Source organism: Priestia koreensis, from assembly GCF_022646885.1.
In the GTDB taxonomy this organism is placed as follows: domain Bacteria; phylum Bacillota; class Bacilli; order Bacillales; family Bacillaceae_H; genus Bacillus_AG; species Bacillus_AG koreensis_A.
On the sequence record NZ_CP061868.1, the window covers coordinates 2,249,345 to 2,273,661 of the forward strand.

General features: G+C 41.5%; 30 protein-coding genes. 11 read left to right on the top strand and 19 right to left on the bottom strand.

Annotated features, from left to right (window positions below; translation table 11 throughout):
• The first annotated feature begins 54 nt into the window (after positions 1-54).
• The 5 genes from IE339_RS11420 (at position 55) to IE339_RS11440 (ending at position 2,364) form a co-directional block, all read left to right on the top strand.
• Positions 55-297 (top strand): spore germination protein, encoded by a 243-nt coding sequence (locus IE339_RS11420; RefSeq protein ID WP_053400489.1) that lies wholly within the window; start codon positions 55-57, stop codon positions 295-297.
• Between the two features lie 28 nt (positions 298-325).
• On the top strand, positions 326-568 hold the full coding sequence (locus tag IE339_RS11425) for a spore germination protein (protein ID WP_242176021.1): 243 nt from the start codon (positions 326-328) through the stop codon (positions 566-568).
• A gap of 74 nt (positions 569-642) precedes the next feature.
• On the top strand, positions 643-1,137 hold the full coding sequence (locus IE339_RS11430) for an Hsp20/alpha crystallin family protein (RefSeq protein ID WP_242176022.1): 495 nt from the start codon (positions 643-645) through the stop codon (positions 1,135-1,137).
• Between the two features lie 81 nt (positions 1,138-1,218).
• The gene (locus IE339_RS11435; protein ID WP_242176023.1) at positions 1,219-1,665 is read left to right on the top strand and encodes an Hsp20/alpha crystallin family protein; all 447 of its coding nucleotides are present in this window, start codon (positions 1,219-1,221) and stop codon (positions 1,663-1,665) included.
• Positions 1,666-1,689: 24 nt separating this feature from the next.
• Entirely contained in the window at positions 1,690-2,364 is a 675-nt protein-coding gene (locus IE339_RS11440; protein ID WP_242176024.1) for a hypothetical protein, read from the top strand.
• 43 nt (positions 2,365-2,407) lie between these two features.
• Here the strand turns inward: IE339_RS11440 and IE339_RS11445 are convergent, their stop codons facing one another.
• From IE339_RS11445 to IE339_RS11460, 4 genes are all read right to left on the bottom strand, one after another.
• Positions 2,408-2,755, bottom strand: coding sequence for a hypothetical protein (locus IE339_RS11445; RefSeq protein ID WP_242176025.1), 348 nt, complete (start codon positions 2,753-2,755; stop codon positions 2,408-2,410).
• Between the two features lie 161 nt (positions 2,756-2,916).
• A complete protein-coding gene (locus tag IE339_RS11450; RefSeq protein WP_242176026.1) occupies positions 2,917-3,312 on the bottom strand; it encodes a PH domain-containing protein in 396 nt (131 codons plus the stop codon).
• An 84-nt stretch (positions 3,313-3,396) separates the two neighbouring features.
• Complete coding sequence (gene panF / locus IE339_RS11455) at positions 3,397-4,857, bottom strand: sodium/pantothenate symporter (RefSeq protein WP_242176028.1); 1,461 nt, start codon at positions 4,855-4,857, stop codon at positions 3,397-3,399.
• Positions 4,854-5,141: a YhdT family protein gene (locus tag IE339_RS11460; RefSeq protein ID WP_242176029.1), complete on the bottom strand. Its 288-nt coding sequence runs from the start codon at positions 5,139-5,141 to the stop codon at positions 4,854-4,856. The genes panF and IE339_RS11460 overlap by 4 nt, the downstream gene beginning before the upstream one ends.
• Positions 5,142-5,251: 110 nt before the next feature.
• On the opposite strand from IE339_RS11460, the gene IE339_RS11465 reads away from it, so the two are divergent.
• A complete protein-coding gene (locus IE339_RS11465; RefSeq protein WP_242176030.1) occupies positions 5,252-5,821 on the top strand; it encodes a YdcF family protein in 570 nt (189 codons plus the stop codon).
• Positions 5,822-5,857: 36 nt separating this feature from the next.
• On the opposite strand, the gene IE339_RS11470 is transcribed toward IE339_RS11465, so the two are convergent.
• The 4 genes from IE339_RS11470 to IE339_RS11485 form a co-directional block, all read right to left on the bottom strand.
• Entirely contained in the window at positions 5,858-6,607 is a 750-nt protein-coding gene (locus IE339_RS11470; protein ID WP_242176031.1) for a glucose 1-dehydrogenase, read from the bottom strand.
• A 54-nt stretch (positions 6,608-6,661) separates the two neighbouring features.
• On the bottom strand, positions 6,662-7,627 hold the full coding sequence (locus IE339_RS11475) for a DHH family phosphoesterase (protein WP_242176032.1): 966 nt from the start codon (positions 7,625-7,627) through the stop codon (positions 6,662-6,664).
• A 63-nt stretch (positions 7,628-7,690) separates the two neighbouring features.
• On the bottom strand, positions 7,691-8,173 hold the full coding sequence (locus tag IE339_RS11480) for a DinB family protein (RefSeq protein ID WP_242176033.1): 483 nt from the start codon (positions 8,171-8,173) through the stop codon (positions 7,691-7,693).
• Between the two features lie 114 nt (positions 8,174-8,287).
• The gene (locus tag IE339_RS11485; protein ID WP_242176034.1) at positions 8,288-8,854 is read right to left on the bottom strand and encodes a GNAT family N-acetyltransferase; all 567 of its coding nucleotides are present in this window, start codon (positions 8,852-8,854) and stop codon (positions 8,288-8,290) included.
• Positions 8,855-8,959: 105 nt separating this feature from the next.
• On the opposite strand from IE339_RS11485, the gene IE339_RS11490 reads away from it, so the two are divergent.
• Both IE339_RS11490 and IE339_RS11495 read left to right on the top strand, forming a co-directional pair.
• On the top strand, positions 8,960-10,093 hold the full coding sequence (locus IE339_RS11490) for a glycosyltransferase family 2 protein (RefSeq protein ID WP_242176035.1): 1,134 nt from the start codon (positions 8,960-8,962) through the stop codon (positions 10,091-10,093).
• Positions 10,094-10,157: 64 nt separating this feature from the next.
• Positions 10,158-10,370, top strand: a complete 213-nt coding sequence (locus tag IE339_RS11495) for a hypothetical protein (RefSeq protein WP_242176036.1) — start codon at positions 10,158-10,160, stop codon at positions 10,368-10,370.
• A gap of 41 nt (positions 10,371-10,411) precedes the next feature.
• On the opposite strand, the gene IE339_RS11500 is transcribed toward IE339_RS11495, so the two are convergent.
• From IE339_RS11500 to IE339_RS11525, 6 genes are all read right to left on the bottom strand, one after another.
• Positions 10,412-11,221 carry a carbohydrate ABC transporter permease gene (locus IE339_RS11500; protein WP_242176038.1) on the bottom strand — a complete coding sequence of 270 codons (810 nt, stop codon included), beginning with the start codon at positions 11,219-11,221 and terminating at the stop codon, positions 10,412-10,414.
• A gap of 17 nt (positions 11,222-11,238) precedes the next feature.
• On the bottom strand, positions 11,239-12,183 hold the full coding sequence (locus tag IE339_RS11505) for a carbohydrate ABC transporter permease (protein WP_431522783.1): 945 nt from the start codon (positions 12,181-12,183) through the stop codon (positions 11,239-11,241).
• Complete coding sequence (locus tag IE339_RS11510; protein ID WP_242176039.1) at positions 12,170-13,402, bottom strand: ABC transporter substrate-binding protein; 1,233 nt, start codon at positions 13,400-13,402, stop codon at positions 12,170-12,172. The genes IE339_RS11505 and IE339_RS11510 overlap by 14 nt, the downstream gene beginning before the upstream one ends.
• An 18-nt stretch (positions 13,403-13,420) precedes the next feature.
• On the bottom strand, positions 13,421-14,497 hold the full coding sequence (gene ssuD, locus IE339_RS11515) for an FMNH2-dependent alkanesulfonate monooxygenase (protein ID WP_242176040.1): 1,077 nt from the start codon (positions 14,495-14,497) through the stop codon (positions 13,421-13,423).
• 123 nt (positions 14,498-14,620) lie between these two features.
• Positions 14,621-15,823 carry a threonine synthase gene (locus IE339_RS11520; RefSeq protein ID WP_242176041.1) on the bottom strand — a complete coding sequence of 401 codons (1,203 nt, stop codon included), beginning with the start codon at positions 15,821-15,823 and terminating at the stop codon, positions 14,621-14,623.
• Between the two features lie 210 nt (positions 15,824-16,033).
• Positions 16,034-16,618 carry a TetR/AcrR family transcriptional regulator gene (locus IE339_RS11525; protein ID WP_242176042.1) on the bottom strand — a complete coding sequence of 195 codons (585 nt, stop codon included), beginning with the start codon at positions 16,616-16,618 and terminating at the stop codon, positions 16,034-16,036.
• A gap of 149 nt (positions 16,619-16,767) precedes the next feature.
• Between IE339_RS11525 and IE339_RS11530 the strand changes: the two genes are divergently transcribed.
• The 3 genes from IE339_RS11530 (at position 16,768) to IE339_RS11540 (ending at position 18,932) form a co-directional block, all read left to right on the top strand.
• Complete coding sequence (locus IE339_RS11530) at positions 16,768-17,664, top strand: ABC transporter ATP-binding protein (protein ID WP_242176043.1); 897 nt, start codon at positions 16,768-16,770, stop codon at positions 17,662-17,664.
• Positions 17,645-18,451, top strand: a complete 807-nt coding sequence (locus IE339_RS11535; RefSeq protein ID WP_242176044.1) for an ABC transporter permease subunit — start codon at positions 17,645-17,647, stop codon at positions 18,449-18,451. Before IE339_RS11530 ends, IE339_RS11535 begins: the two co-directional genes overlap by 20 nt.
• Before the next feature lie 337 nt (positions 18,452-18,788).
• Positions 18,789-18,932 (top strand): LPXTG cell wall anchor domain-containing protein, encoded by a 144-nt coding sequence (locus IE339_RS11540; RefSeq protein WP_242176046.1) that lies wholly within the window; start codon positions 18,789-18,791, stop codon positions 18,930-18,932.
• 278 nt (positions 18,933-19,210) lie between these two features.
• On the opposite strand, the gene IE339_RS11545 is transcribed toward IE339_RS11540, so the two are convergent.
• The 5 genes from IE339_RS11545 to IE339_RS11565 form a co-directional block, all read right to left on the bottom strand.
• A complete protein-coding gene (locus tag IE339_RS11545; RefSeq protein ID WP_242176047.1) occupies positions 19,211-19,930 on the bottom strand; it encodes a hypothetical protein in 720 nt (239 codons plus the stop codon).
• A 214-nt stretch (positions 19,931-20,144) separates the two neighbouring features.
• Positions 20,145-21,611 (bottom strand): phytoene desaturase family protein, encoded by a 1,467-nt coding sequence (locus IE339_RS11550; protein WP_242176048.1) that lies wholly within the window; start codon positions 21,609-21,611, stop codon positions 20,145-20,147.
• Positions 21,608-22,708 carry a glycosyltransferase family 2 protein gene (locus tag IE339_RS11555; RefSeq protein WP_242176049.1) on the bottom strand — a complete coding sequence of 367 codons (1,101 nt, stop codon included), beginning with the start codon at positions 22,706-22,708 and terminating at the stop codon, positions 21,608-21,610. The genes IE339_RS11550 and IE339_RS11555 overlap by 4 nt, the downstream gene beginning before the upstream one ends.
• Positions 22,705-23,421, bottom strand: coding sequence for a lysophospholipid acyltransferase family protein (locus IE339_RS11560; protein ID WP_242176050.1), 717 nt, complete (start codon positions 23,419-23,421; stop codon positions 22,705-22,707). The genes IE339_RS11555 and IE339_RS11560 overlap by 4 nt, the downstream gene beginning before the upstream one ends.
• Positions 23,390-24,166: a carotenoid biosynthesis protein gene (locus IE339_RS11565; RefSeq protein WP_242176051.1), complete on the bottom strand. Its 777-nt coding sequence runs from the start codon at positions 24,164-24,166 to the stop codon at positions 23,390-23,392. The genes IE339_RS11560 and IE339_RS11565 overlap by 32 nt, the downstream gene beginning before the upstream one ends.
• Positions 24,167-24,317: the final 151 nt, after the last annotated feature.

A 24,317-nucleotide genomic window follows, 5' to 3' on the forward strand; every position in this document is an offset into this window, starting at 1 on the left:
GGCGCATCTGGTCATATAGTACATTATCAACATAAAAGGGCGGGTGAGGACACGATGCCAAACGTTATCAACATCTACAGCTTAAAAATCAACAGCATCTCAAACAATGGTTCTGTTAATATCGGTGAATCCTTGCACAACAGCCCTGTAGCGAACTCCAAGTCGACCGGAACGAACGCCTCCTACGGCGATGTATCCCCAGCCACTGCTCGGATGAAGAATATTTACATTGATCCTGACACGAACGACCAAGGTGATATTGCAAGTATTGACCATGTGAATGGTTATCAGCAATAGCATCAAAACATTCAAAGGAGTTTCTTCTATGCCTTTACAAGTAAACGTTTTTAACGTATGGACAAATGAAATTGCGAACAACGGAAACATTGATTTTGGTTCTACGATTCATAACAGTCACACCGCCAACTCGAAGCTATTCGGCGTGAATTTTTCCATCGGAAACTTTTCTCCCTCTACGTCGGTCTTTGCAAACGGTGTTTTTGACGGCGATGTTAGTGACCAAGATCAAATTGCGAACCCATCGATGCCAATCGGCAATCAAATTTAACCGAAATTTATACGGTGCTCACGCACTTCTCTCCGTTGTCCCAACATATGATGAGATAAATGACAGGAGGTTATATGATGTTTCCATGGGGACAATCGCTCTTTAAGAAACAGATGGAAGGCTTCACAAATGGAATGAACACGAAAGATATTGATCAATACGTTCAGCAAATCCTTTCTTCCACAATGGGAAATTCCTTTCCGGATTTTATGAAAGGAAATGACTTTTTCAAGCAGGCTCAGCAAGGAAATAAAACGGGACCGACAACCTCTATGGGGTCTTCTTCTCGAATGGAGACACACGTATTTGAGACACTTGATGAGTGCATCATACAGGTAAAAATTCCTGATAAGTCTATGCTTCAGTCTCTTCGTGTCTATCACACGCCACACACGTGTATTCTTGAAGGATACGAAGGAGAAAACGAATTTCGTGAAGAAATTTCGCTTCCGTGTTCGGTAAAACGAAAAGGAACAAAAGCGATTTACCGGAGCGGCGTGCTGGAAATTAAAATGCCGAAATATACGAATATTCCCCTTTCACAAGTGGACGTCCATGACTTTGATTAACATGGGCGTCTTTTCTTTTACTCGTAAAATCTACTTTTCTCGCATATAATGTGCTAACAATGAAAAAAGGTGTGAGAAAGCATGGCCGACAACCGCTTTAAAGATTGGTTTCAATCCACAACAGAATCGGATCGTGATCAGTTTTGGAACCGAATTTTTGATCAGCCTTTTATGGAAGATGTACATAAAGAAAACGTTTCGTCCCCACAAATCGTCAACGAGCACCCAAACTACCCACAGGTCGATATGTTTGAATACGAATCACAGCTAACGCTTTTATTTGATTTACCCGGCGTAAAACGCGGAGACGTTGAGCTTCAAGCAGCAGGAAATGAACTCATCATTCGGGGAAAAAAGCTGACGCGGCTTGCGAAAGAAGCAAACGTTTTGCTGAAGGAACGCCGAGACAATACGTTTGAGCGGGTTATTCCTCTTCCAAAGGTTATTGATGAAGCAGATTGCCGCGCTACGTTTCAAAACGGCGTGCTAATCGTCACCTTTCAGTTCCCTACGCTCTCAAACAGCTAAACTAAAAAAGTGAGGATGTTCATTATGTGGAAATGGTTCCGATCACAGCCTAAAATTGAAACCGTCAAAAAAATCGTTGCTGAACCACGTGAACATCATTCTGCTCATCAATTCACCAAAAGCAATGATGAAATGACAGAAAAGCTCAATACCATTGGAAAACAGATGAAAGAGCTTCAGCGTCTAGAACAGATGGAAAAGAAGGTAAAGGAGCTCGACCGCTTAGAACAAATGGAAAAGCAGCTTCACCATTTGCAAGAAAAGAAGCCAGACGACTCAAAAGAAATGATGTCTAAGCTCGAGCAATCGCTTCAGACTATCGAGCGCCTTCAAAAAAAGCTTGAACAGCTAGAAGCCCATTCTCCCTCTTACATGGAAAAAAAGTTGGACGGGATGGAACAAAAGCTAGAATCCCTCATCAATCAACCTCCTATTATTGTAGAAAAGCTTTTTGTCGAAAAAATTATGTTCGATAAAGTTGATTTAAGCAATAACTTCGGACAGCTCGGGATTAAAGACTTATCTGGTCGGTTAAACATCGGAAAAACGTTCGGCCTTGCGGATGAAGATTTAAAAAAGACGCTGTCTAAGGAAAGCGAACAAAGTATAGAAGAAGAAAATCCAACCGGCGAGGTTTCCATTACAAACATGACACAGCGCCCGTCCATTAGTATCGGGCAGCATGATGAAAAAACATAGTTTCTAAAAAAGCAGCGTTCCTACGACGAGGAACGCTGCTTTTTTAATCTCGATATCCATATCCAATGATTTTAAAGGACTTCACATCGGCAAAAACCCCCACGTCGCCTAATAACAGGGAATCATTTGCAGGATAATCTATCATATATACCTCTTTTCCAATAAACGATTTGTCTGTGATACTTCCCATACTTTTTTGAAACACCACTTTTTTTACAGATGCATCTCTCCACGTACCTTTTATATGATGTCGTTTTTCATCTGTAAGCTGGTCCCATACGGCTTCTCTTACATCCGCTGGGTGTACTTTGTTTGTCAGCGAAGACTGCTGACAGCCTGTCATGTTCACTAAAAGAACGAACAGTAGCCCAATCATCATGAAATGTTTCATTGATTTCCCCCTAAAAAAGCCTCTTTATGTAGTAGACGTTTCTTTTTCTATGTTTGTTACATGATGGGGGCAAAAATAAAGAGCCCAACTGTTTTAAATGTTGGACTCACATGTTGTTTTCTCATTCGCCTTGTAGCACATGTTTTGCATGCTTCATTACGTTATTTTTTTATCGATGCTTTACGCTGCTTCGTTTCGGAAAATGGGGTTTTGTTACGCAAAATCGAAATAATCTGATCAATACCACTGTCCAAAAATCCTTTGATCTGGACTTGTTCCCCCTCATGGTTTACAATCAGCTTTTTACCTTTTACAAGCCAGTTTTTATGCACGCGCGTTTTGCTTATCTTCTCATACGGAAATTCTTCAATTTGTGGGTTTCCAAGGAAATCCGAATAAAAAATAAGCTTCGTTTCGGTTGCCACCAATACCCCTTGATAAGGTGCTTCAGCTGTTAAATGATACTGAACGCGATAACACTCTGTACTAGCTAGAATCGTTTCATTTTGCTGTAAGTATGCTAAAACGGCCTGTACCCCTGTTGATTTGGTTGTCATTATATCGCCCCCTATTAATAGTACGAGCGACGGGTGAAAAAAGTTTCATTTTTTTCCATAAAAAAGAGGAGAAAAGTTCTCCTCTTAAAAATATTTTTTCAGCATGACGTTTCTCGCTTCTTCTGTTCGTTTTTGCGTAAGCAAACTGGCAAAAATAAAACTGATAAACGATAAAACAATCGGAAAAACAACGGTATGCATCCCGAGCGGGTTCGGCCAGAATGTCGTGAGTAAAATATAGCTGAAGAGCCCGACAAACATCGAAATCATCGCTCCGTATTTATTACCCTTTTTCCAGTAAAGGCCCATTAAGATCGGCCAAATAAAGACTGCTTCTAATCCACCAAAGGAAAATAAATTAAACCAAATTAACAAATCTGGCGGTTGGATCGATGCAATAAACACCAACACACCAATTCCTGTTGTCGAAATGAAGCTCCATCTTTTCACTTTTTTCTCATCGGCCCCTGGATTGACGTAATTTAAATACACGTCTTTCACAATCGCCGAGCTGACTAACAGCAAGATCGAATCCACCGTAGACATAATCGCCGCCATCGGTGCAGCTAACACAATACCTGCTAGCCACGGAGGCAAAACGGTTAACGTGAGCGTCGGCATTACCTTGTCCCCAATTTCAATTCCAGGAAGCACGGCACGGGCAAACACGCCCACTAAGTGCATGCCAAACATAATGACTGCGGTCACGATCGTCCCAATTACCATCGCTCGGTGCATCGCCTGTGAGTTGCGGTACGACATCGCCCGCACGGCAACTTGCGGAAGACCGACGACACCAACACCGACTAAAATCCAAAAAGATGAAACGTAAAGCGGTGTTAAGGAGCGGTCGGCACCGTAAGGACTGACGAGATTTGGATTTTCTTTCACTAAATCCTGCATGATATGAGGAATTCCTCCCCCTGCTTTCACGGTTGCGATTAATAAAATAAGCGTCCCGGCAAGCATAACCATTCCCTGTAGCGTATCGGTCATGACCACTGCCCGAAATCCACCAATCGCAACATAAATCAGAACAGATAGCGTAAAAATGACAAGCGCGGTTTTATACGGAATTCCGACGAATGATTCGATTAAGCGTGCTCCGCCTACCCACTGTGCAGCGAGTGAAGCAAATAAGAAAATAATGATGCTAAACGCGGATAAAAGGACGACCCATTTGCTGTGGTAGCGCTCCTTTAAAAAGTCTACGAGCGTCACCGCATTCATTTTGCGCGAAACGATCGCAAATTTCTTTCCGAGCGTCGTGAGCACAAAATACCCTGTCACAACCTGAATGACTGACAGCAACACCCAGCCGAGCCCTGTTTGATAAGCCACTCCCGGACCTCCGATGAAGCTACTCGCACTTCCGTATGTCGCAACCATCGTCATCGCTAGCACAAACCCGCCTAACTCCCGACTTCCAATAAAATAATCACTAATAAAATTGTTTGACTCATTCACCTTTCTTGACATCATCACGCCAATAAGAAAAATGATCACTAAAAAAGATAAAAGTGGAAGAATGACGCCCCAATTCATAATCGTTCCTCCTCTTCCTCATCCTCAAATGGCACATCTGTAAAAAACCATTTCGCTATGACGATCACAAGAAAAATAATCAGTATAAGACCGAGAATACAGCTGTAGAAAAACCAGGCGGGAAATCCCCATATGTATGTATATTCTTTGACTGGTTTGCTTCCTAATCCATAGGCAAACCCATACCACCAAACGAATTGAAAGATCGCAAGCGCAATACCAATTAAGGCCTCTTTATGCGCAATTTTAAAGCGAGGATCTTTCTTCTCGTGTGTTTTCTTCATACTTTCTCTCCTTTCTGCCTTTTTGATTATATACCGTTTTGTGGAAACATGCTATGATGGAATCTGGATTTTTAAAATCTACCAATATATGCATCTAGGAGGTCACAGGGGTGATTAAAAAATTGATTATAGGTGTTTTAACGATAGGCGTCTTATACATAGTAATTGCTAGTGCGCTCATGTACACAATGGCACATAAAAAGCCCATCTCAAACCCTGACTATATCATGGTATTAGGGGCAAAAGTAAAAGGCGAAGTGCCGTCGCTTGCTTTAAAATATCGCCTTCAGGTCGCTGCCAAATACGCAAAAAAGCATCCGAACATTCCGATTATTTTAACAGGTGGTCAAGGGAAAGACGAGCTTATTACTGAAGCCGAGGCAGGAAGACGCTTTTTAGTAAACGAAGGCATTGATGAATCGAGATTAATTCTTGAAGATCAATCAACCTCTACGTTTGAAAATTTCGAGTTTGCCAAAAAACAGGCAGACATTAAGCATAAAAAAGGTGTCATCGTCAGCAATAACTTTCATTTGTACCGCTCATCTATTATTGCAAAACGCTTAGGCTACGACATGCATCCACTAGCAGCGAAAACACCCGACGTTGTGAAAGTGAAGGTCGTCGTAAGGGAGTATGCCGCTATTATCAAAACGTTCTTATTTGATCGCGCAAAATAAAAAAAGACGATCCGCACAAAACGGATCGTCTTTTTTTTAATGCTCATAAATCATTTTTCGTGTCATGCCACCGTCAATGATCAGATTTTCCCCTGTTACAAAATCATTTTCAGGATGCGTTAAGTACAAACAAGCTCTTGCAATATCGGACGGCTTTCCTACTCGCCCTGACGGATGCTGCGTATGATCGATATGTCGAAGCTCATCATAATGAGACGTTTCAATCCATCCAGGTGAAATGGCATTGACGCGAATACTGTCATCACCTAATGAAATCGCGAGCGCATGCGTGAGAGCGGAAATGCCTCCCTTAGTTGCCGCATAAGCTTCCGTGTCTTTTTCAGACATGAAGGCACGGGTTGACGCCATATTCACAATGGAACCACCGTTTTCGTTGTTTCGCATATATTTTGCCGCTTCGCGTGATCCGAGGAATACGCTGCGCAGGTTTGTGTTGATAATATCGTCCCACTCCTCTAGCGTCAGCTCATAAGGAGATTTCCATCTCGATACACCCGCATTATTAATGAGGACATTAATTTTGCCGTATTTCTCTACCGTTTCTTTCATTAGAGACACGATGTCTTCTTCTTTTCGGACATCGGTTTGAACGAACAGTGCCGTTCCCTGTTTGCTCATAATCTCTTGGACTAATTGTGCGCCCTTTTCTTCATCCATATCAGCGAGCACAACCTTTGCTCCTTTTTCAGCATAGGCAAGTGCAACACCTTTTCCAATTCCGTTCGCTGCTCCTGTTACAATCACAACTTGATCTTGAAATGACATGTTTGTTCATCCTTTCCACGCATTTGCTTTTGGACTTCTATCTGCTCTATTCCCTTATTCAGCCTCTTTAAAAAGCAAATTCTTTACAAACAGCTCAAATGCTTCTGGTGTTAACGAGCAACCTGATGCACGAGGATGTCCACCCCCGCCAAGCTCTCCTGCAATTTTACTCAAGTTGTATTCGTCCTTTACGGTACGTAAGCCCATTTTCTGTCTTCCCATATCAACTAAAACAGAGAAGTTAATATCATCGTTCTGTAGGCATAGATAGTTTCCAAGCTCTGATTGATAGTTCTCGGCAAATACGACACCAACATAATATTCTGTTCCGTGCAGATTTACAGCTGCTTTAATCATTTGCTTTTCTTTATCATGCAAATATTTCTCGATTTTCTTTTCTTCGACCTCTAATAAAATTTGATGGCGCTCTGAGAACGCAAACGTTGTAGAAGACTCATCTTGTAACGATGCTTCCAGCGTTTCTAAAATGGTATCTTGAAACTCATCGCGGCTAATTAAGTAATAAAGGTTATTTAGCTGCTTCGCACGCTGATTGTCCTTTTCAAACCAGTCCCATGTATCAAACTGACGCACAAGCTCTACGTAGTCATCAAGCGCTGCCGTTTTTGCCAAATAATCATTCTCCACTAAATAATCATAAAATAACGTCGTTGCCGCTGTTTTTGTGCCATCTTCATAGGTAGGTACAATATGAGCCCACTCATACTTTTCTGCCAGCGGTAAAGCGGACGCATGATGGTCGAGAAGCGTTACGTTTTGTCCTTTTTCAACACGTTCTTGAAGAAGTGCCGCTACCTCATCATTGACGCTAATATCTGTAATATATAGATCAATATCTGTTTCTTCGTGTGCTTCTAAAAATTCTGATACGACTTGGTCAATATGCTTGACGCCCACACAGCTCGCTTCGAAGTCTCGATCTTTAAATGCAAGCTTTGCTAGAATCGCGGGACTAATGCCGTCTAAATCATTGTGAGAAAATAAGTGTATTTTATTCATCGTAATCCATCCTTATGTATTCATCTCTTTGCTAGTATGTACGTCCACTGCTGAAATTACTTATTATACCCGGGTCACAGATCGCTGAATTTGCTCATAGTGATGCATATCGTGGTGGACAATTTCCGTAAGTAAAAGCATCAATGAGTAAGGTTCATGAGTATGAGGACAATGAGAAAGACCATTTACTACAATAGGGCTCACCATCTTTTCCTCTTCCCACAAAATAACCTCATTCAGCAGCTCAATGCGCGTATCAATCAATTCGTTTAAAAGAAATAGCTGATCGTTCATTTCCTTACCGTATTGAACCGACCGTTCATTGTAGAAGTGAAAGTCCGGAAACTCAATAGTATCGCCTGCCTGTATTTTTGGCAAGACCACCTCTAAAAAATAGTCATCCCATCCTTTTAAATGAGCGACAACATCTCTCGGACACCACTTACCAACTGCTAGTGCTTCCTGCCACTCATCAGTTGATAAACTCTTCCATTCTTCTCCCCACTCTGCAAGCTTCGATAGCCTTGTCAACACGTGCTTTTTCATCTCCATCCCCCTCTCTCCTTATTATAACACAAATAAGAACAAATGTTCCTATTATTATAAAAATAAAAGAAGCGAGAGGCATCTTCCTCTCGCGATTCGTTTTTACAGATACCGTTACGGTGTAATTGGCTGCTTCTTGATTATTTCCTCATATTCTTCTTTCAATATTGCATAAAACTCGGAGTCTTCTGGTTTCCCCCATTTAAATATATGGTGTTTAAACGTACCCTCGTATCTCATACCACATTTTTTCATAATGTTCGTAGACGCTGGATTACGCGCCAGAGCTGATGCGTGAATTTTATTTAGACCTAGTTCGTCAAATCCATATTGAATCATTCGCTTGGTTACTTCCGTCATATAGCCCTTTCCCCAAAACGGTACCCCAATCCAATAGCCAAGCTCTGCTTTTTGATGAAGCAGTTCAAGCTTAAGGGTATACGTTCCAATGATCTCTTCTGTTTGTTTATCCGTAATCGCAAACGTATACGCTTCCTGTTGCTCCGCTTTTTTCTTGCTTCTTATAATCCAATTTCTTGCCTCACCCTCAGGATACGGATGTGGAATAAGGAGCGTTGTGTCCGCAATGAGGCGGTCTGAAGCAAGTTTTTCCACAAAAGGAGCATCTTCTTCACGCAACGGACGTAACGTTAGTCGTTCAGTATGTAATGTTGGAGTCATACAATCACCTTCCATGTTTTAGAAAATTATTCTTGTATTTTAGCATAATTATAGGAATAGAATACAAAATATTTTATATTTTCTAAAAAAAGGAGCAAAAATCCGATGAATCATTCCCTTTTTGTTAGCGTGATCATTCCTTCTTATAATAAAGATCCGTTGCTTCGTTTAACACTTGAAGCGTTTGAGCATCAAACGTATCAGCCATTTGAAGTGATTTTAGTAGACGATGGATCTACCGACGGAACATTTGCATACTGCGCGCGCTACAAGCCCGATTATCCCTTTACGTACATTCGCCATACGGAAAACAAAGGACGTTCACAGGCTCGTAATGTCGGCATTCAAAAAGCAAAAGGCGACGTTTTAATCTTTTTAGATAGCGAAATGGTCGTCATGTCTGATTTTATTCAACAGCACGCCAAACATCACCGAAACCATTTAAATCGTCTTGTGACGGGAGCACTTTATACGCGTACCCTTTATACATACGCGCTACCTGGGCTTTCTTCTAGACAGTTAAAGCCGATTAAACATCACCTCGGAGATCATCCATGGTTTTCCCGGCGAAAAGAACCGCTCCAGCTTTTAACTTATGATGATATTCAACATAAAAAATGGAAGCGGCTTATGGTTGAACAACCTTATTTCGAAAAAGAAATTATTAAGCCGTTCGGTCCCTCCTTGCAAGGGCTGCATATGACGTGGCTCGCCTTTTTTTCTGGGAATATCTCAATGCGAAAAGACTTCCTCAAAACGGTTGGCGATTTTGATGAGAAATTTTTAGGCTACGGCTGGGAGGACAGAGAGCTTGGCTATCGTTTTTATAAACAAAACGCACAATTCTTTGGTGATGCGCTCACCATCGCTTATCACCAAGAACATCCAATTGGCGAGGATAAAATTGAGGAATCCATTCGCAATTTGCTTTATTTTTATGAAAAGCATGGGGATATTACAATCCTTCTTGCCCTGCTTGAATTCCGAAAACCACGGCTGTCCATCGTGCAAATGAATAGCATTGCTCGTCAGTACCGTTCTCTACGTGAGCTAAATCATACGCGCATTACGAAAAAGTTTGAAGAACTGCTTCGAACGTGGGCCTATTCATTTACAAACGTTCCCTTCGTTCCGATCAAAGAAATCGAACCGACAGATGAAGATATGGCTTTACTACAGGACGGAAAATGGAAAGATCTTTTTTTCTTGTATACACAGCTTCGATATTTAGAAAGGTAATATTTTACATCCTTCTTATACAAAGTTATACTAAACGTAAATGCATGCACGGGAGGTTTTAGCCATGACTACACCGATTTCACGCGTTGTCATTGCTCTTATTACAATTTTGACACTGAGCATGATCATTCATCTGTATCGTTCTTATCAAGCCTTTATTTCTCATCCTGAATGGTCGGCGCCTTTACAAGCGAGTCTGGTTGCGACCGCTGTTCCTTACCTATTGTTGATCTGCTTGATTACTGTACTTGGGGTTATATACAAGAAAACTTGTTAATAAAAAAATCCGACCATGTTTGAAACATGATCGGATTTTTTTTACCCCTTCACAGAACCCGTTGTCATTCCTTTAACCAAATATTTTTGTAGGAACAAGAATACGAGAATCATTGGAATCGACGCAACGACGACCCCTGTAAAGATAATTGGGTAGTTGGTGACATATTCGCCTCGGAAATCAAGAAGTGCGACAGGTAACGTCTTGACATCGTCTGATTTTAATAAAAGGAGTGGATATAATAGGTCGTTCCACACCATTACCGAGCAAAAGATGCCGACAGATGCTAGTCCAGGTAGTGATAATGGCAGCACCATCTTTCGATAAATCAGCCATTCGCTCGCTCCATCAATACGTGCTGCTTCAATAATCGTTTTAGGCACGGTGCGCATGAAGCCTGTTAAGATAAACACGGCTGTCGGAAGTAGAAAGGCAATCGTGACTAAAATAAGTCCTTGAAACGTATCAAGAAGTCCTAATTTATCTAATAAGATGTATACCGGAATCATGTTTACCTGTGCTGGAACCATCATTCCTAAAATAAAGAACGTAAAGACGATCCAGCTCACTTTTTTCGATAAACGAATGACCGAAAACGAAATCAAGCTGCTGAAAAACAGCAGAACAACAATCGTTACAACCGTTACAAATAAACTGTTAAAAAAGTAGCGCGTCATCGCCTCATTCACAAATAGTTCTCGGTAATTATCTAAACTCCATGCCTTCGGAAGCGAAAACACGTGCTGATACAGCTCTGGCGTCGTTTTAAACGATGCTAAAAAGACCAGGCTCACAGGAATGAGGATTAAAAGCGCATATAAGAGTAAAATAAGCTGTTTGGTTACTTTCATCTCCTGAAACCTCCTCTCTATTCCGCACCGCTGCTTTGATTAATAAGTTTAAACTGAAGAACGGTTAAAAGCGCGATAATAATCATGAAGACAACCGCAATCGCCGAAGCGTATCCGAAGTGGAAGTTTCCAAACGCTTCGTGATAAACGAGCGTTGATAAAATTTCCGTTCCATGCGAAGGACCACCGTCCGTCATCGCAATAATTAAGTCAAACGCCTTAAAGCTTTGAATCATCGTATACACCGTCACAATGATAAGCGACGGCGCAAGAAGTGGAAGCGTTACGTGACGAAATCTTTGCCATCTAGAAGCGCCGTCTACCTCTGCTGCTTCTAGTACTTCTTTTGGCAATGAATGAAGACCTGCGACAAAGATAATCGTCATTTGACCAATATGGGCCCATACTTGGACGAATGCGATACTAAAGATCGCAACTTTCCGGTCCCCAAGCCATGACTGCGCAAGTGATTCAAGACCAATCGATTGTAGCGTTTGGTTCAGCGCCCCCATATTAGGGTCATACATAAAAATCCAAATGAACGCAATCGACACAGACGCAAGAATCGTTGGCAAAAAGAAAATCGTTCGATACACGATGTTCATCTTGCTGTTTTTCATAAGCATAATCGCAAAAAACAAGCTGACGCATGTTTGAACGATTAATACCGTAATCATAAATTTTAAATTGTTGAAAATGGACGTTTTAAAAATAGGATCATCCGTGAACAGACGCTGATAATTGTCGATCCCGACAAACTGATACGTACTTGAAATACCGTCCCAGTTCGTAAAGCTAAGAGCCAGTGCCGCAATGGTTGGGAGCACAAAGAAGATCGCATAAATAAGAAAACCAGGGAGGATAAACGGAATAAACGCCCTGTTTTTCTCGATCTTATTTGACGTAGACAAGCGAGCTTGTGGGCTCGCCTGCTTGTTTATTTCAATATTATTGGAGGGCACGCTTAACTTCCTCCTGTGCTTTTTCAGCTGCTTTCTCTGGCGACATACCAGAAATCACGTCCTGAACGGAGACTTCAATCGCTTTACTAATTGGCTCTTTTGTAATCGTAAAGCGCGGTTGGAAACGCGTTTTCTTATCTAACCATTTTGCACTTTCTTCTAGTTCCTTCGAGTCATAGCTTACATCTTTCAGTGTAAGAAGCTGGCCTGTTTTATTGGCATATTCACTTGCTACCTTAGACTCTGTTAGATACGACAAGAACTTTTCAGCTGCTTTTTTATGAGCTGATTTCGCGTTTACACCAAGCATGAACGTCGCAGTGTGAATACCGTCATATACTTTTTGATCTTCTGAAACGGTAATCGGTGCTAATAGACCTTGCTTGATCGTTGGGTTTTGCTGTGCAACGGTAGCCATCATGTACGAACCGTGTGCAAGCATTGCAGCCTTTTCCTGTGCGAATAAAACAGCTGCTCCGTCTTTCTTCGTCCCTAACGGATCTTTTTGGAAATAGCCTTTATCCTGCAGTTCTTTAATTTGGCTAAGCGTTTTCACGTACCACTCGTTTGTTAAGCTTTCCTCGCCTTTTTCAAGCTTTTCAAATACTTTCTCATCTGGCTGATTGTTCATCATCATTGGGTTAATAAATTGACTTGGGCTGATGTCTCCTGAGAAGGCAATTGGGATGTAACCCGCTTTTTTCAGTTTTTCACATGCCGCTAAGAACGAATCCCAATCTTTTGGTACGTCAATTCCTTCTTTTTCAAAAATCCCCTTGTTGTAAACTGGAATGTTGTATACGAGCTGATATGGAAGAGCTAACTGTTTGTTATCTGCCTGACCTGCTGCAAGTAGATCATCCTTAAACGATTTCACAAATGATTTTCCTGTTAAATCCTCATAAACGCCTGCTTTTTGAAGCGTAGCAAATTGGCTGCCTGGGAAGCTAGCGAACACGTCCGCTCCTTTTCCAGATAAAAGCGTTGCCTGTACCTGTGCTTGATATGAATCAGACGGATACACTTTCATATCCACTTTAATAGATGGATTCTCTTTTTCAAACTTCGAGATAATTCCTTTAAATGCGGCCGTATCTTCCCCGCGCCAGTGCACAAATTGAATCGTTGTCTGTTTGCCGCCAGATGTTGACGACGAGCACCCTGTAATAACAAATACGCTAATTAATAAAATGATCAGTGAAGCCCACGTTTTTTTCATTTTTCCACCCCACGTTTTTTATATATGCTGACCTTGAAGCTCTTTTTTTATTTTTGGAAACAGTAATTCTCCTACACGATATGCTTCCTCAAGATGTGGATACCCTGATAAAATGAAGTAATCAATCCCAAGGTCTTCGTATTCTTTTAGACGCGCATACACCGTATCTGGATCTCCTACTAAAGCCGTCGATGCTCCCTCACGCGCAAGACCAATTCCAGCCCATAAGTTAGGACTAATTTCTAAATCACGGATATTGTCCTGACCCGCACTAATTTTTGTCATGTGCTGCTGTGCATGAGAATCGAATTCCGCCATCTTTTTACGTTGCGCTGCAATCACGTCGTCATCCACATATTGAATGAGCTCCCCTGCTGCTTTCCACGCTTCGTCCTCTGTTTCACGTACGACTACGTGAAGACGAATACCAAATTGCACCGTTCGACCGAGGGCAGCAGCTTTTTCTCTTACTGCATCAATACGCTTTTTCACATCCTCAGGCTTCTCTCCCCATACAAGATACACGTCAACGTGCTTTGCTGCTAAATCTTGTGCGGCCGGTGAGAATCCCCCTAAAAATAGCGGTGGATATGGCTTCTGAACCGCATTTAAACGAACGTGACCACCTTTAATGTGATGATGCTTCCCGTCAAAATCGACGCGCTCTCCTTGAAGCTCTCGTTTCCAAATATCCAAATACTCATCGGCAAGCTCATAGCGCTCATCGTGCTCGAGATGAAGACCGTCCGCTGCAAGCTCCACTGGATTTCCTCCAGACACCACGTTTAGATTTAACCGACCACCTGATAATCGATCAAATGTCGCAGCCATTCTCGCGGCAATTGACGGAGACATAAAGCCAGGTCGAAGCGCAACGAGGAAATTCATTTGTTTCGTAAACGGTAACAAGGACGATGCCACAACCCAAGCATCTTCACAGTTATGACCCGTCGGAAGGAGTGCTCCTTCAAACCCAACCGTATCGACCGCCTGTGCGACCTGCTTTAAATAATCATATGTAACTTCTCGTTTTCCTTTTTCTGTTCCTAAATAACGTGTTTCGCCTGCTGTTGGCAAGAACCAATAAAGATGCATGATGTCAAACCCCTTTTGTGAAATAGTTTTTCAGAATAACTTATAATACTGATGAACTTACTAGGTTTTGTGATGAAATAGGAGCCTATTAGAAAAAGATTCTAATAGACTGCTATTTTTATATTATTCAATCGGTTGTAAAATAGGCACGTTAATTTGGACCGTATCTGGATACTTAATTCCCGCTCCCGTATTTAAGCATACAACCGTCTCGTTTTCTTTAATCCAGCCGGATTCACGAAGCTTTTTCGCCGCGGCAACCGTAGCAGCTCCCTCTGGACAAACGAACAATCCTTCTTCATTCGCAAGAAGCTCTTGTTCATGCAAGAGTTCAGCATCCGTAATTTCAATTCCGCATCCGTCTGACTCGTACAGCGCTTCTAATACAAGGAAGTCGCCGAGTGCTTTTGGTACATTAATACCGAAAGCGATCGTTTCAGAGTTCTGCCAGAATTCTGAATCTTTTTTCCCTTCTTTCCACGCTTTTACGATTGGTGCACAGCCATCTGACTGCACTGCTACTAGGCGTGGGAATTTGTCTGGTGAAATCCAGCCTAATTCTTGAAGTTCTTTTAATGCTTTATAGATACCGATAATTCCGACGCCTCCGCCTGTTGGGTACAAAATAACGTCTGGAACATTCCAACCAAGCTGCTCGGCGATTTCAATGCCCATCGTCTTTTTCCCTTCAATGCGATAAGGCTCCTTCAGTGTAGAAGCATCAAAAATTCCTTTTTCCTTTACCATCTTGCCGACGATCTTCCCAGCATCGCTGATCAAACCGTCTACAAGCGATAGATTAGCACCTGAAATGGCACATTCGTTACGCGTAATTTTCGGTGCATCAACTGGCATCACGATATGTGACGTGATGCCAGCACGGGAAGAATACAAGGACCAAGCTGCTCCTGCATTTCCATTTGTCGGCATCGCTAATTCTTTTACGCCTACTTCTTTTGCTTTTGATACGCCAACAGCTGCTCCACGTGCTTTAAAGGAACCTGTCGGAATTAACCCTTCATCTTTTACATATAAATTTGAAATTCCAAGTCGTTTACCCGTATTTGAAACAGGCAATAGCGGGGTCATTCCCTCTCCTAGCGTCACAACATTATCAGCTGATGCGACCGGCAATAATTCATGATAACGCCATAGCGTATTCTCGCGATCTAGCAAGCTCTCACGTTGCCAAAACGCTTTTAACCCGTCCATATCATAAGCCACCAAAAGCGGTGAGCCACATGTACATAATTGATTTTGCTCCGTATGATCATACGTTGATTGACATTTTGGACAATAAAGATGAGAAACATAGCTGTATTTCATGTAAAAAGCTCCCTCCTGTTGCACAAAAGGCCCACACTCTTTCAGCTTACGAGTATGAGCCTTTTTTCTAATCGTCATTGACAAACTTATCAGAAAATAACGGACTATCCTTCTATATTATTCACACTTTTCCAAGCTGTCAAGTATGTTTTGTGCGGAAAAGCAAATTATGAACGTTTTTTCTTAAGACTTACTTCGATGACTAGAACGTCATGATTTCATCAGTCCATAGAAGAAGAGGTTCATCACATCAATTCTCATCTGCTCGTCTTTTAGTAGAGCGGCTTTTTCAGGTGTTTGGAAGTACGACTGAAACATATCTAAATACACGAGTAAGCTATTTAAGGAAAAATCTGCGTTTAGATCACCACTGTTTTTTCCATCTTCTAAAAGCTTCATCATAAGTGGGAGGGAATAGTGCTGATAAAATGTTTCGAAGAAGTGCGTTAGCCTAGGGTCTAAGTCTAGTATCTCTTGTAAAAAAAGTGGATTCATCTCATTTGCTTCAAGCAGTTTGTCATTCATTAATTTTTCTACTTTTTGTTTAAACGGCATGTCACTCGTCACTAATTTTTCGTATGTTTCATGCTTCTGCATGGCATATCCTTTTATGACTTCTAACAGCAGATTTTCTTTACTTTCAAAGTAATTGTAGATCGTTACTTGAGAGACACCTGCTTGTTTTGCAATTTGTGATATGTTTACCCCTTTTACCCCATTTTGAAAAAATAGCGTAAAAGCGCTTGTCAAAATTGCTTGTTTTTTTTGTTCTGTTCGTTTTTTAAAGCCATCCATTATGCATCACCACCTTCAGTATAACAAAAAATGAACTTTTTTACTCCTTTCATTTCAAAACCTATTGTCTTATTCCAATAAATAACATACAATAATTTTGAATTTAAACAATAAAAACATTTCAAAACTTCCTGTGAAGGAGAAAAAAGATGATTAGCATCTCAAATTTAACGAAGAAGTTTCAAAATGGAAAAGGAATTCACAATGTTGATTTATCCGTAGAAAAGGGCGAAGTGATGGGCTTTATTGGACCAAACGGCGCGGGGAAATCAACGACGATTCGTCATTTAATGGGATTTATGAAATCAGATGAAGGAACCGCTACGATTCAAGGACTTGACTGCTTTAAGCAGGCAGCAGACGTGCAAAAAATGGTCGGATATCTTCCTGGAGAAATTTCTTTTTTTGATGGTATGAATGGACTCGACTTTTTGAACCTCATGAGGAACATGCGTGGAACTCATAATGATGATTATCGTAATGAATTAATTCACCGCTTTCAATTTGATGTCAAAACGCCTATTCGTAAAATGTCAAAAGGAATGAAACAGAAAGTAGGAATTATTGCCGCGTTTATGCATCGTCCAAACGTTCTTTTACTCGACGAGCCAACTTCTGGACTTGATCCGCTCATGCAAAACATATTTATGGACCTTGTTCTTGAACATAAACAACGAGGCGCAGCGATTTTAATGTCCTCCCATATCTTTTCTGAGATTGATCGAGTATGTGATCAGCTCGCTATTATTAAAGATGGCCGTATTATCGTTTCTTCTCCTGTGGACGCCCTAGAGAAAAAACAATTTGTAAAGGTTACGGTAAAAGACGAAGTAGATGTCGAAAAACTTAAGCATTCTCCTCTTGTTATTGAAGAGTGTAAAAATGGTGTGGTGACGATCCGAATAGAAGATAACTATTCTACTATTTTTCAAGAGCTTTCACGTGTACAAGTGCTACACATGGAAACGTACCATGAAAAGTTAGAGGATTTATTTATTAACTATTACGAAGCTGGAGGTCAAAACCATGAATATAGCACTCTATAAACAAATGCTGAAGCGAAATAGTCGTTCGTTTGCAAGTTTTTCACTTGGTTCCAGCTTTTATCTGTTGCTAGTAATTGCTTTGTATCCATCAATTGCGAGCACTAAAAGCATGGATGAACTTTTGAAGCAAATGCCCTCAGGCTTTTTAAAAGCGTTTGGCTTAGAAGGAGGATTTTCAACCCTCAGCGACTTTATTGCAGCTGACTACTACGGTGTGCTGATGATCGTCATTTTAGCTGTATTTTCTTTAACGACCGCGATGCAGCTTGTTGTTAAACTAGTCGACCAAGGATCTATGGCTTATTTATTAGCGACGCCTCATTCACGTGCCACCATTATTCGTACACAAGGAGCTGTTCTTGTGACAGGATTAGCGGCGATTATGGGGACGATGACAGCAGCAGGACTTGCTGGCGGCTACCTCTTAGTTGATGACGTCTCTTTTGACGCATGGTCGTTTATTAAAATGAACATCGCTGCCTTTTTTCTCTTTTTTGTACTAAGTGCCTTTAGCTTTTTTATTTCGTGCGTCACAAATGATGCCAAAAGAGCCATCGGCATCGCAACGGCCATTACGATTTTATCCTATGCTCTAGACTTAGCTGGGAAACTATCAGACAACGTATCATGGCTACGCTCGTTCTCGCTGTTCTCACTTTTTGATCCCGTCGCTATCGCTAAAGGAACGGAATCTATCCTTTGGATCTCCCTTCTACTATGTGGAATTGGCGCTATCTTTTACGTTTTAGCTATCCTTCTGTTTTCAAAGCGTGATTTACCTCTTTAATCGGAAAAGCCGAATTCTCTTTTGGAATTCGGCTTTTTTCTTAATCATGCCTTCTTTAAATAAACTCTTCATTGACTACCTTCTGAACGATCTCTTGAAATTTAGTAACATATTTTTGAATTTTGAGTTGATCTTTCTCAGACGATAAACTCGGATTTCGTTTTCCGCCTATAAGCACATTTTTTCCCATAAGAATGCTGCAGCTGATTATCCTCACAAAGGAATATGCTTTAAAAGAAGCGAATATTTGCCTGTATGTACGCTATCCATACCTCTTCTGTAAAAGGAAAGTTACATAGTTGATCATCAAAAACGAACGGAAACGGGAGGATTTTTCATGAACGTTGCAAACGAAAATTATCAATATCAAGACAGTTATTTTGTGGTCATTCACCCCTTTACTTATGTCGTACTAGGAATAGTAGGATTACTTGGGGTTCTGTTCATCATCGCATTAAAAAAACGGAAAAAGCGTCTTTAAAAAAAGACTTTGAAATGATTTTTGAAAAGACCTGTACTAATTCTCTGTCTACAATATTAAAAATCTTTTATAGGTCAAAAGAACCGTAATTATTTTTTTTCAAAAAAAGCGTAACTTTTTGTATCCCTATAGCGTCTAATAGTCGAAACCCAAAACCCTTTTTCATGCTTTAGGAGTTGCTCTTGTGGGTGTACTCCTAGCGGAATTGCGTGCTTCTTACCAACCCTCAAGTTAAGAAGCTGTAATTCCGCTTTTTTTTGCACAAAAAAGCTGCCTCATTAAGAGGCAGCTTTTAATTCACGGTCTTGTTGATACACATCGTACACTAAAAAGCTTAGCGCAAAAAATAACACAAGAATTAAGACAGATTCTGTTACGATGTATACGCCAGCTAAGTAGGCACCCACTAAAAACGTTTGAATGCTTAAGCGATCTCGCTTAAATGCTAGCTGTGATGAAAAGTAGACAACAGCCGTTCCTAACGATAATAGCCAGCTGTTATGAATATGTAGAACATGAACAAAGAAATAAATGCAGTACGGTACGTAAACAACGCCTTCTACAATACTTGAAAGACCAACAAAAGCAAACCACCATTGCTTTTCTTTTAACGTATCTGGGAACGTCACTTCTACCGACTTCGGAAGCTCTTCTTTTTCAAAGATCGACTCCCCGTGATCCTTCATCCACTGAATACCGAATGATAAAAGGATGAAGAATACAAATCCAACCATCAACAAAAACTTCACTAAAGAAGGAAATGCTTTTGATTCTCTTACAGTGTCTAAATAAACACCTTTCCAGCCTAATTCCACGAGCGGTATGTGAAATCTTGTCACAATAAAAATGAATACTACAAGTACCACGAGATAAGCTAAAAACTGCTCACGATAAAACTGTACTTTCTTTCTTTCAGACAGCGTTCGTGATACCGTAACGTTTTCCACAAACGGTCGGATAAGAAAAATGAGTAAGAATAATAGTATGTACCAAATCATGCAGTATGTAATCACCTTTTCACAATTAGTCTATCAATAATGCCTGCATTACTGACGATGATCGTTCTTTTGATTATTGCTATCTATTCCAACTGATGAAGTACTCACTTTTTTCTTAATCTATACTTGGAACTAGCACCTACTAATAGTAACGAAAAAAAAGAAGAATTGTCAAATGAATATAGTTCGAGAAAAATATGGAGAGATCTTCCCGTTATTTTGCACATTCTTCAATTAGCTTTGCGACGTTCATCCCACTGATCGTGACCATCGGAGATCCTCCCCCTGGATGCGTGGTTCCTCCTGTAAAATACACGTTTTTGATATCCTTTGATTGATTGCTTGGCCGTAAAAAGCTATCCACTTTCCGGTTCGAGCTCACGCCATAAAGCGCTCCTTTATAAGCTGAAAATCGGCTTTTAATTTCGCTTGGGGTAATCACCTTTTCCACCACTAGATCTGCTTGCACATCGATGCCAAATCGTTTTAGTTTTTCATAAACAACATGCTTGTAGTTTTCTCCTATCTGCTCGTTTTCCGCTGTTAAAGCCGGTGCATTCACTAAAATAAACAGATTGTCCCCAGGCGCTCGATTACGGTCCGTGTATGACGAGTTACACACATAGATGGTCGGGTCTGTCGGATATGTTCGCTTATCAAATAGTTCCCTAAATTCGTTTTGATAATCATCCGTGAAATACACCTGATGATGAATGAGGTTCTGGTTCCTCGCTTTCGTTCCTGCTAAAATCACATACGCTGAAATGGACGGCTCAAATTGGTCGACCTTTTGATTGGAAAAGTGCGGGCGATGCTCTTCTGCTACCAGCTCTGGATAGACGGACAGCAGATCACCGTTCAGCACCACAAAGTCAGCTGAGAGAACTTCCCCACTGTCTAGGTTGACCGTTTTCGCTCGCTTCTGCTGAACGTCCACTGACAGCACCTTTGTTCCTAAACGTAAATCCCCGCCAAGCTTTTGAAAAATACGCGCGAATGATTCGGCAATCTTCGTATTTCCACCTTTCACATAGTACACCCCGTCCGTCATTTCTAAGTGACCAATTAACGAAAAAGTGGCGGGCGATACGTACGGCGACGAGCCGATATACGTTGCATAGCGATTAAACGCCCAGCGGATGTGTTCATTTTGAAAATAGTGGCGATGAAACGTCTCCATCGACTGTAAAGGACGGACGCTCGTTAAAGCGCGGAATAGCTTCGGATCAAGATAGTCTCTCCAAGAGGTAAACGTTCGATAGAAAAACTCCTGCTCGGATATTGTATAAAGACGCTCAATTTCCGCCAGGTACTTTTCGTACATTTGCTCAGCCGTTGCGTCAAACTGCGCAAATTGCATCAGCATCTCGTGTCGATCCGTCGTCATCGCAAATGTCATTCCATCACTAAAATAGTTGTTTGTGTGATGATCGAGCTTAATCCACTCCAAATAATCCTCTGGTCTTTCTCCTGCTTCCTCGATGACACGATTAAAAACCGCTGGCATCGTCATCGTATTCGGCCCAAAGTCAAATTCATAGTCTCCGAGCTTAACAGGCATCATCTTGCCGCCCGGGTGCTCATTTTTCTCAACGACTGTAACTGAAAACCCTTTTTTCTGAAGCAGAACGGCCGCTGCAAGGCCCCCTAGTCCTGCCCCGATAATTACGACTCGTTTCATTGATATCGTCTTCCTTTCCATTCATACCCTTTTTTCTGGAGGCTCATCGTCATCGAATAGATCATCATCGCGATCAGCGCACAGGCTGCAGCAGGCATTGTTAAAAAGAGAAACGGCCGTTGCCTCGTTGATCGATCAATGAGAAATCGCTGCAGAAGCGTCACGATAAACGGTAGAACATACAGCCACTGATGCCAAAACAGACCTACAAAAAACAAACCGAACGAACCTATATAAAGCACCGCATAAAAAAGTGCAACGATGCTTACAGCGACAGGAGAGCGGCCAAGACCCGTATAAATATTTTTCGCAAAGCCGCTCCACACCTCCTTGTTCGTTTCGTACATGTAACACGTCACGTGTGAAGTTACATTCGCTAGCAAAACGGGAATTCCTCTTTGCTTCATCGATCGGGCAATATGTACATCCTCCACGAGCGAATGTTGAACGCTCGTATGACCACCTATTTTCTCATAAGCACCTTTTTCAAAAAACATAAAGGCCCCGTGAGCAGCCGTAGCGGCTGGCCACGTTGTTTTATTTGCGATCAGAATCGGCAAGTGCGTATACACGACAAAGTGCTGCATCGGGACGAGAAGCTTTTCAAGAAACGTCCGCACCGGAAATTGAGGAAATCCCGTGACAAGTCCTGCTCCTTTCTCTCGACTAAGCCCAAGAACTTTTTCAACCGTATCTGACTTTAGACGAACATCTGCATCAATAAACAGAAGATATTCACCGTTTGCAGCACTTGAGAGCTGATGACAGGCATGAACTTTTCCAACCCATCCGTCTGGAAGCTGTTTCCCGTTCATCACGCGAATTCGCTGATCGTCTTTCATGTGCATTTCAAGCTTCTCACCCGTCCGGTCTGTCGATTGATCGTTTAAAACAAGGATTTCAAGATTCGGATAGGTTAATCCTTGGACAGATTGCAGCAGCTCATCTACGTTTCTTTCTTCGTTACGCATTGGAATCAAAACTGAGACAAGCGGTGAATCCGAAGGAGCATGCGCACGTCTCATCGATGGAGTCAACCATACGTTAACTGCCGTTCCAATAAAAAAGAAACAAGCAATTAGTAAATAAACGATCATTTTCTTCCCCTGCCTTTCCACCACGTCAACCACTCGCTAATGGTTTTATAACCCGAGACGATCGTTTCATATCCCGTATTCTTTTCTTCTATGACGAACGATTTCACTTCATCAAGCTGTTCTGTTAATTTGCTTGCCATTGTGCTTGTTAATTCAGCGCGTGGCGCGTCAGGATGAAATGAAATGGGATCTCCCATATGCACGTAGAGCTCAGGGCGCTGGTCGTGGTGATACGTATAATAAAAGCTAACCGGGACGACGCGTACGGACTGTACTTGATCGACAAGATAAGATGTGCCAGAAGCAAACGTCAGAGGGCGCTTCTCCTGATGTTCCTCCTGACCTTGCGGGAAAATCCAAACGCTTTTTTCATCCTCCAATAGTTGCTTAGCAAATTGAAGCGATTTTAATACGTGCTTTGGAGACGTGGGGTTCACTGAGAAAGCCCCAATTTTTTTAAAAAAGGAGAAGGATTTCATCCCCTCCTCCGACATCATGGCGTAACTATCGTGCTTGATTCGAACTGCGTTTATGTAAAATAAAACAAGGCCATCCCACCAATTTGAATGATTCACGATAAAAAGCGTCGCTTCACCTTTAGGTGGTGAATAAGCCTCTTGATAATGCACGCGGTAAAAATGCTTTTTTAGCTGATGATGGACAAAGCGTGTCAAAAGACGCTCAAAGAATGGACTCTTTTTCGGATAAATCAATCTGTCTCACTCCTTTCGCATACAAGCTCATCATCACGAGAAGTGGAATCCCTGTGACTAGTAGGGCCATATATAACCCTTCCATTAACGAGATGAAGCCGAACATGCTGACAATTAAGATATATAGCACGACCATTCTCTTTTCCCACGTTTCCGAATGAACAGACGACCGTTTTTTTAGTACGGCGTATAGTACCGTTTGAATCACGGCTGAGACGAAAAACCAGCCGAAAAAGTTTTGAAGCGGAATGCCATAATAACCCCCTGTTCCACTCCATATCCAGTATTCTTTGATAACGTAGGCAACAGGATCAATCATTAAATCCATAATCACCGCTAAAATAGACGTTATGATTGTATAGAAAAACCAGCCTGCCCGTGGCATCATTCGTCTGACAATAACGCGGCTTGTCACAACGACCATGAGCCATGCGGTTCCAATGGTTAGCGGAACACCGTATACTTGAATGCCAAAGTCCTTTTCGTAATGATACTGACCGAAAATTAATCCGTAATGAACGCCAAGACCTTCTGCAAAAATCGACGACGCCATGACGAAAACAGATACCCCGAGCGCTAGCCATTTTCCGTATGTTTTTGCTAAATAGATAAACGCAAGCAGACCACTTACATAGAGAAACACCGCGTTCGCCCATTCTAGCCAAGGCGGCAGTATATCAAAGCCTACTAGTAGTAAGCCACATATGTACCAAATGAGAAAAAACCGATAAACACCGTTTGCCACTACATTATTACCTCCCCTTCATGAACCTTTATTCTATCCTACCTTTTCTCGACATCCCAGCTTCAATGTGCCATGAAAGAACACTAGTTTTGTCATATCTTTAGAAGCTTCGTCTGTTTTAGAATATTCTACCTTTTTCTATGTTACGATG

Bases quoted from the DNA above. Each gene is read 5' to 3' on its own strand.
- IE339_RS11520 (WP_242176041.1), bottom strand. From the start codon at position 15,823: ATGAAATACAGCTATGTTTCTCATCTTTATTGTCCAAAATGTCAATCA.
- IE339_RS11525 (WP_242176042.1), bottom strand. From the start codon at position 16,618: ATGGATGGCTTTAAAAAACGAACAGAACAAAAAAAACAAGCAATTTTG.
- IE339_RS11435 (WP_242176023.1), top strand. From the start codon at position 1,219: ATGGCCGACAACCGCTTTAAAGATTGGTTTCAATCCACAACAGAATCG.
- panF (WP_242176028.1), bottom strand. From the start codon at position 4,857: ATGAATTGGGGCGTCATTCTTCCACTTTTATCTTTTTTAGTGATCATT.
- ssuD (WP_242176040.1), bottom strand. From the start codon at position 14,497: ATGCATCTTTATTGGTTCTTGCCAACAGCAGGCGAAACACGTTATTTA.
- IE339_RS11545 (WP_242176047.1), bottom strand. From the start codon at position 19,930: ATGATTTGGTACATACTATTATTCTTACTCATTTTTCTTATCCGACCG.
- IE339_RS11550 (WP_242176048.1), bottom strand. From the start codon at position 21,611: ATGAAACGAGTCGTAATTATCGGGGCAGGACTAGGGGGCCTTGCAGCG.
- IE339_RS11530 (WP_242176043.1), top strand. From the start codon at position 16,768: ATGATTAGCATCTCAAATTTAACGAAGAAGTTTCAAAATGGAAAAGGA.
- IE339_RS11430 (WP_242176022.1), top strand. From the start codon at position 643: ATGATGTTTCCATGGGGACAATCGCTCTTTAAGAAACAGATGGAAGGC.
- IE339_RS11485 (WP_242176034.1), bottom strand. From the start codon at position 8,854: ATGACTCCAACATTACATACTGAACGACTAACGTTACGTCCGTTGCGT.
- IE339_RS11555 (WP_242176049.1), bottom strand. From the start codon at position 22,708: ATGATCGTTTATTTACTAATTGCTTGTTTCTTTTTTATTGGAACGGCA.
- IE339_RS11535 (WP_242176044.1), top strand. From the start codon at position 17,645: ATGAATATAGCACTCTATAAACAAATGCTGAAGCGAAATAGTCGTTCG.
- IE339_RS11440 (WP_242176024.1), top strand. From the start codon at position 1,690: ATGTGGAAATGGTTCCGATCACAGCCTAAAATTGAAACCGTCAAAAAA.
- IE339_RS11420 (WP_053400489.1), top strand. From the start codon at position 55: ATGCCAAACGTTATCAACATCTACAGCTTAAAAATCAACAGCATCTCA.
- IE339_RS11470 (WP_242176031.1), bottom strand. From the start codon at position 6,607: ATGTCATTTCAAGATCAAGTTGTGATTGTAACAGGAGCAGCGAACGGA.
- IE339_RS11490 (WP_242176035.1), top strand. From the start codon at position 8,960: ATGAATCATTCCCTTTTTGTTAGCGTGATCATTCCTTCTTATAATAAA.
- IE339_RS11540 (WP_242176046.1), top strand. From the start codon at position 18,789: ATGAACGTTGCAAACGAAAATTATCAATATCAAGACAGTTATTTTGTG.
- IE339_RS11500 (WP_242176038.1), bottom strand. From the start codon at position 11,221: ATGAAAGTAACCAAACAGCTTATTTTACTCTTATATGCGCTTTTAATC.
- IE339_RS11445 (WP_242176025.1), bottom strand. From the start codon at position 2,755: ATGAAACATTTCATGATGATTGGGCTACTGTTCGTTCTTTTAGTGAAC.
- IE339_RS11450 (WP_242176026.1), bottom strand. From the start codon at position 3,312: ATGACAACCAAATCAACAGGGGTACAGGCCGTTTTAGCATACTTACAG.
- IE339_RS11460 (WP_242176029.1), bottom strand. From the start codon at position 5,141: ATGAAGAAAACACACGAGAAGAAAGATCCTCGCTTTAAAATTGCGCAT.
- IE339_RS11475 (WP_242176032.1), bottom strand. From the start codon at position 7,627: ATGAATAAAATACACTTATTTTCTCACAATGATTTAGACGGCATTAGT.
- IE339_RS11510 (WP_242176039.1), bottom strand. From the start codon at position 13,402: ATGAAAAAAACGTGGGCTTCACTGATCATTTTATTAATTAGCGTATTT.
- IE339_RS11495 (WP_242176036.1), top strand. From the start codon at position 10,158: ATGACTACACCGATTTCACGCGTTGTCATTGCTCTTATTACAATTTTG.
- IE339_RS11480 (WP_242176033.1), bottom strand. From the start codon at position 8,173: ATGAAAAAGCACGTGTTGACAAGGCTATCGAAGCTTGCAGAGTGGGGA.
- IE339_RS11425 (WP_242176021.1), top strand. From the start codon at position 326: ATGCCTTTACAAGTAAACGTTTTTAACGTATGGACAAATGAAATTGCG.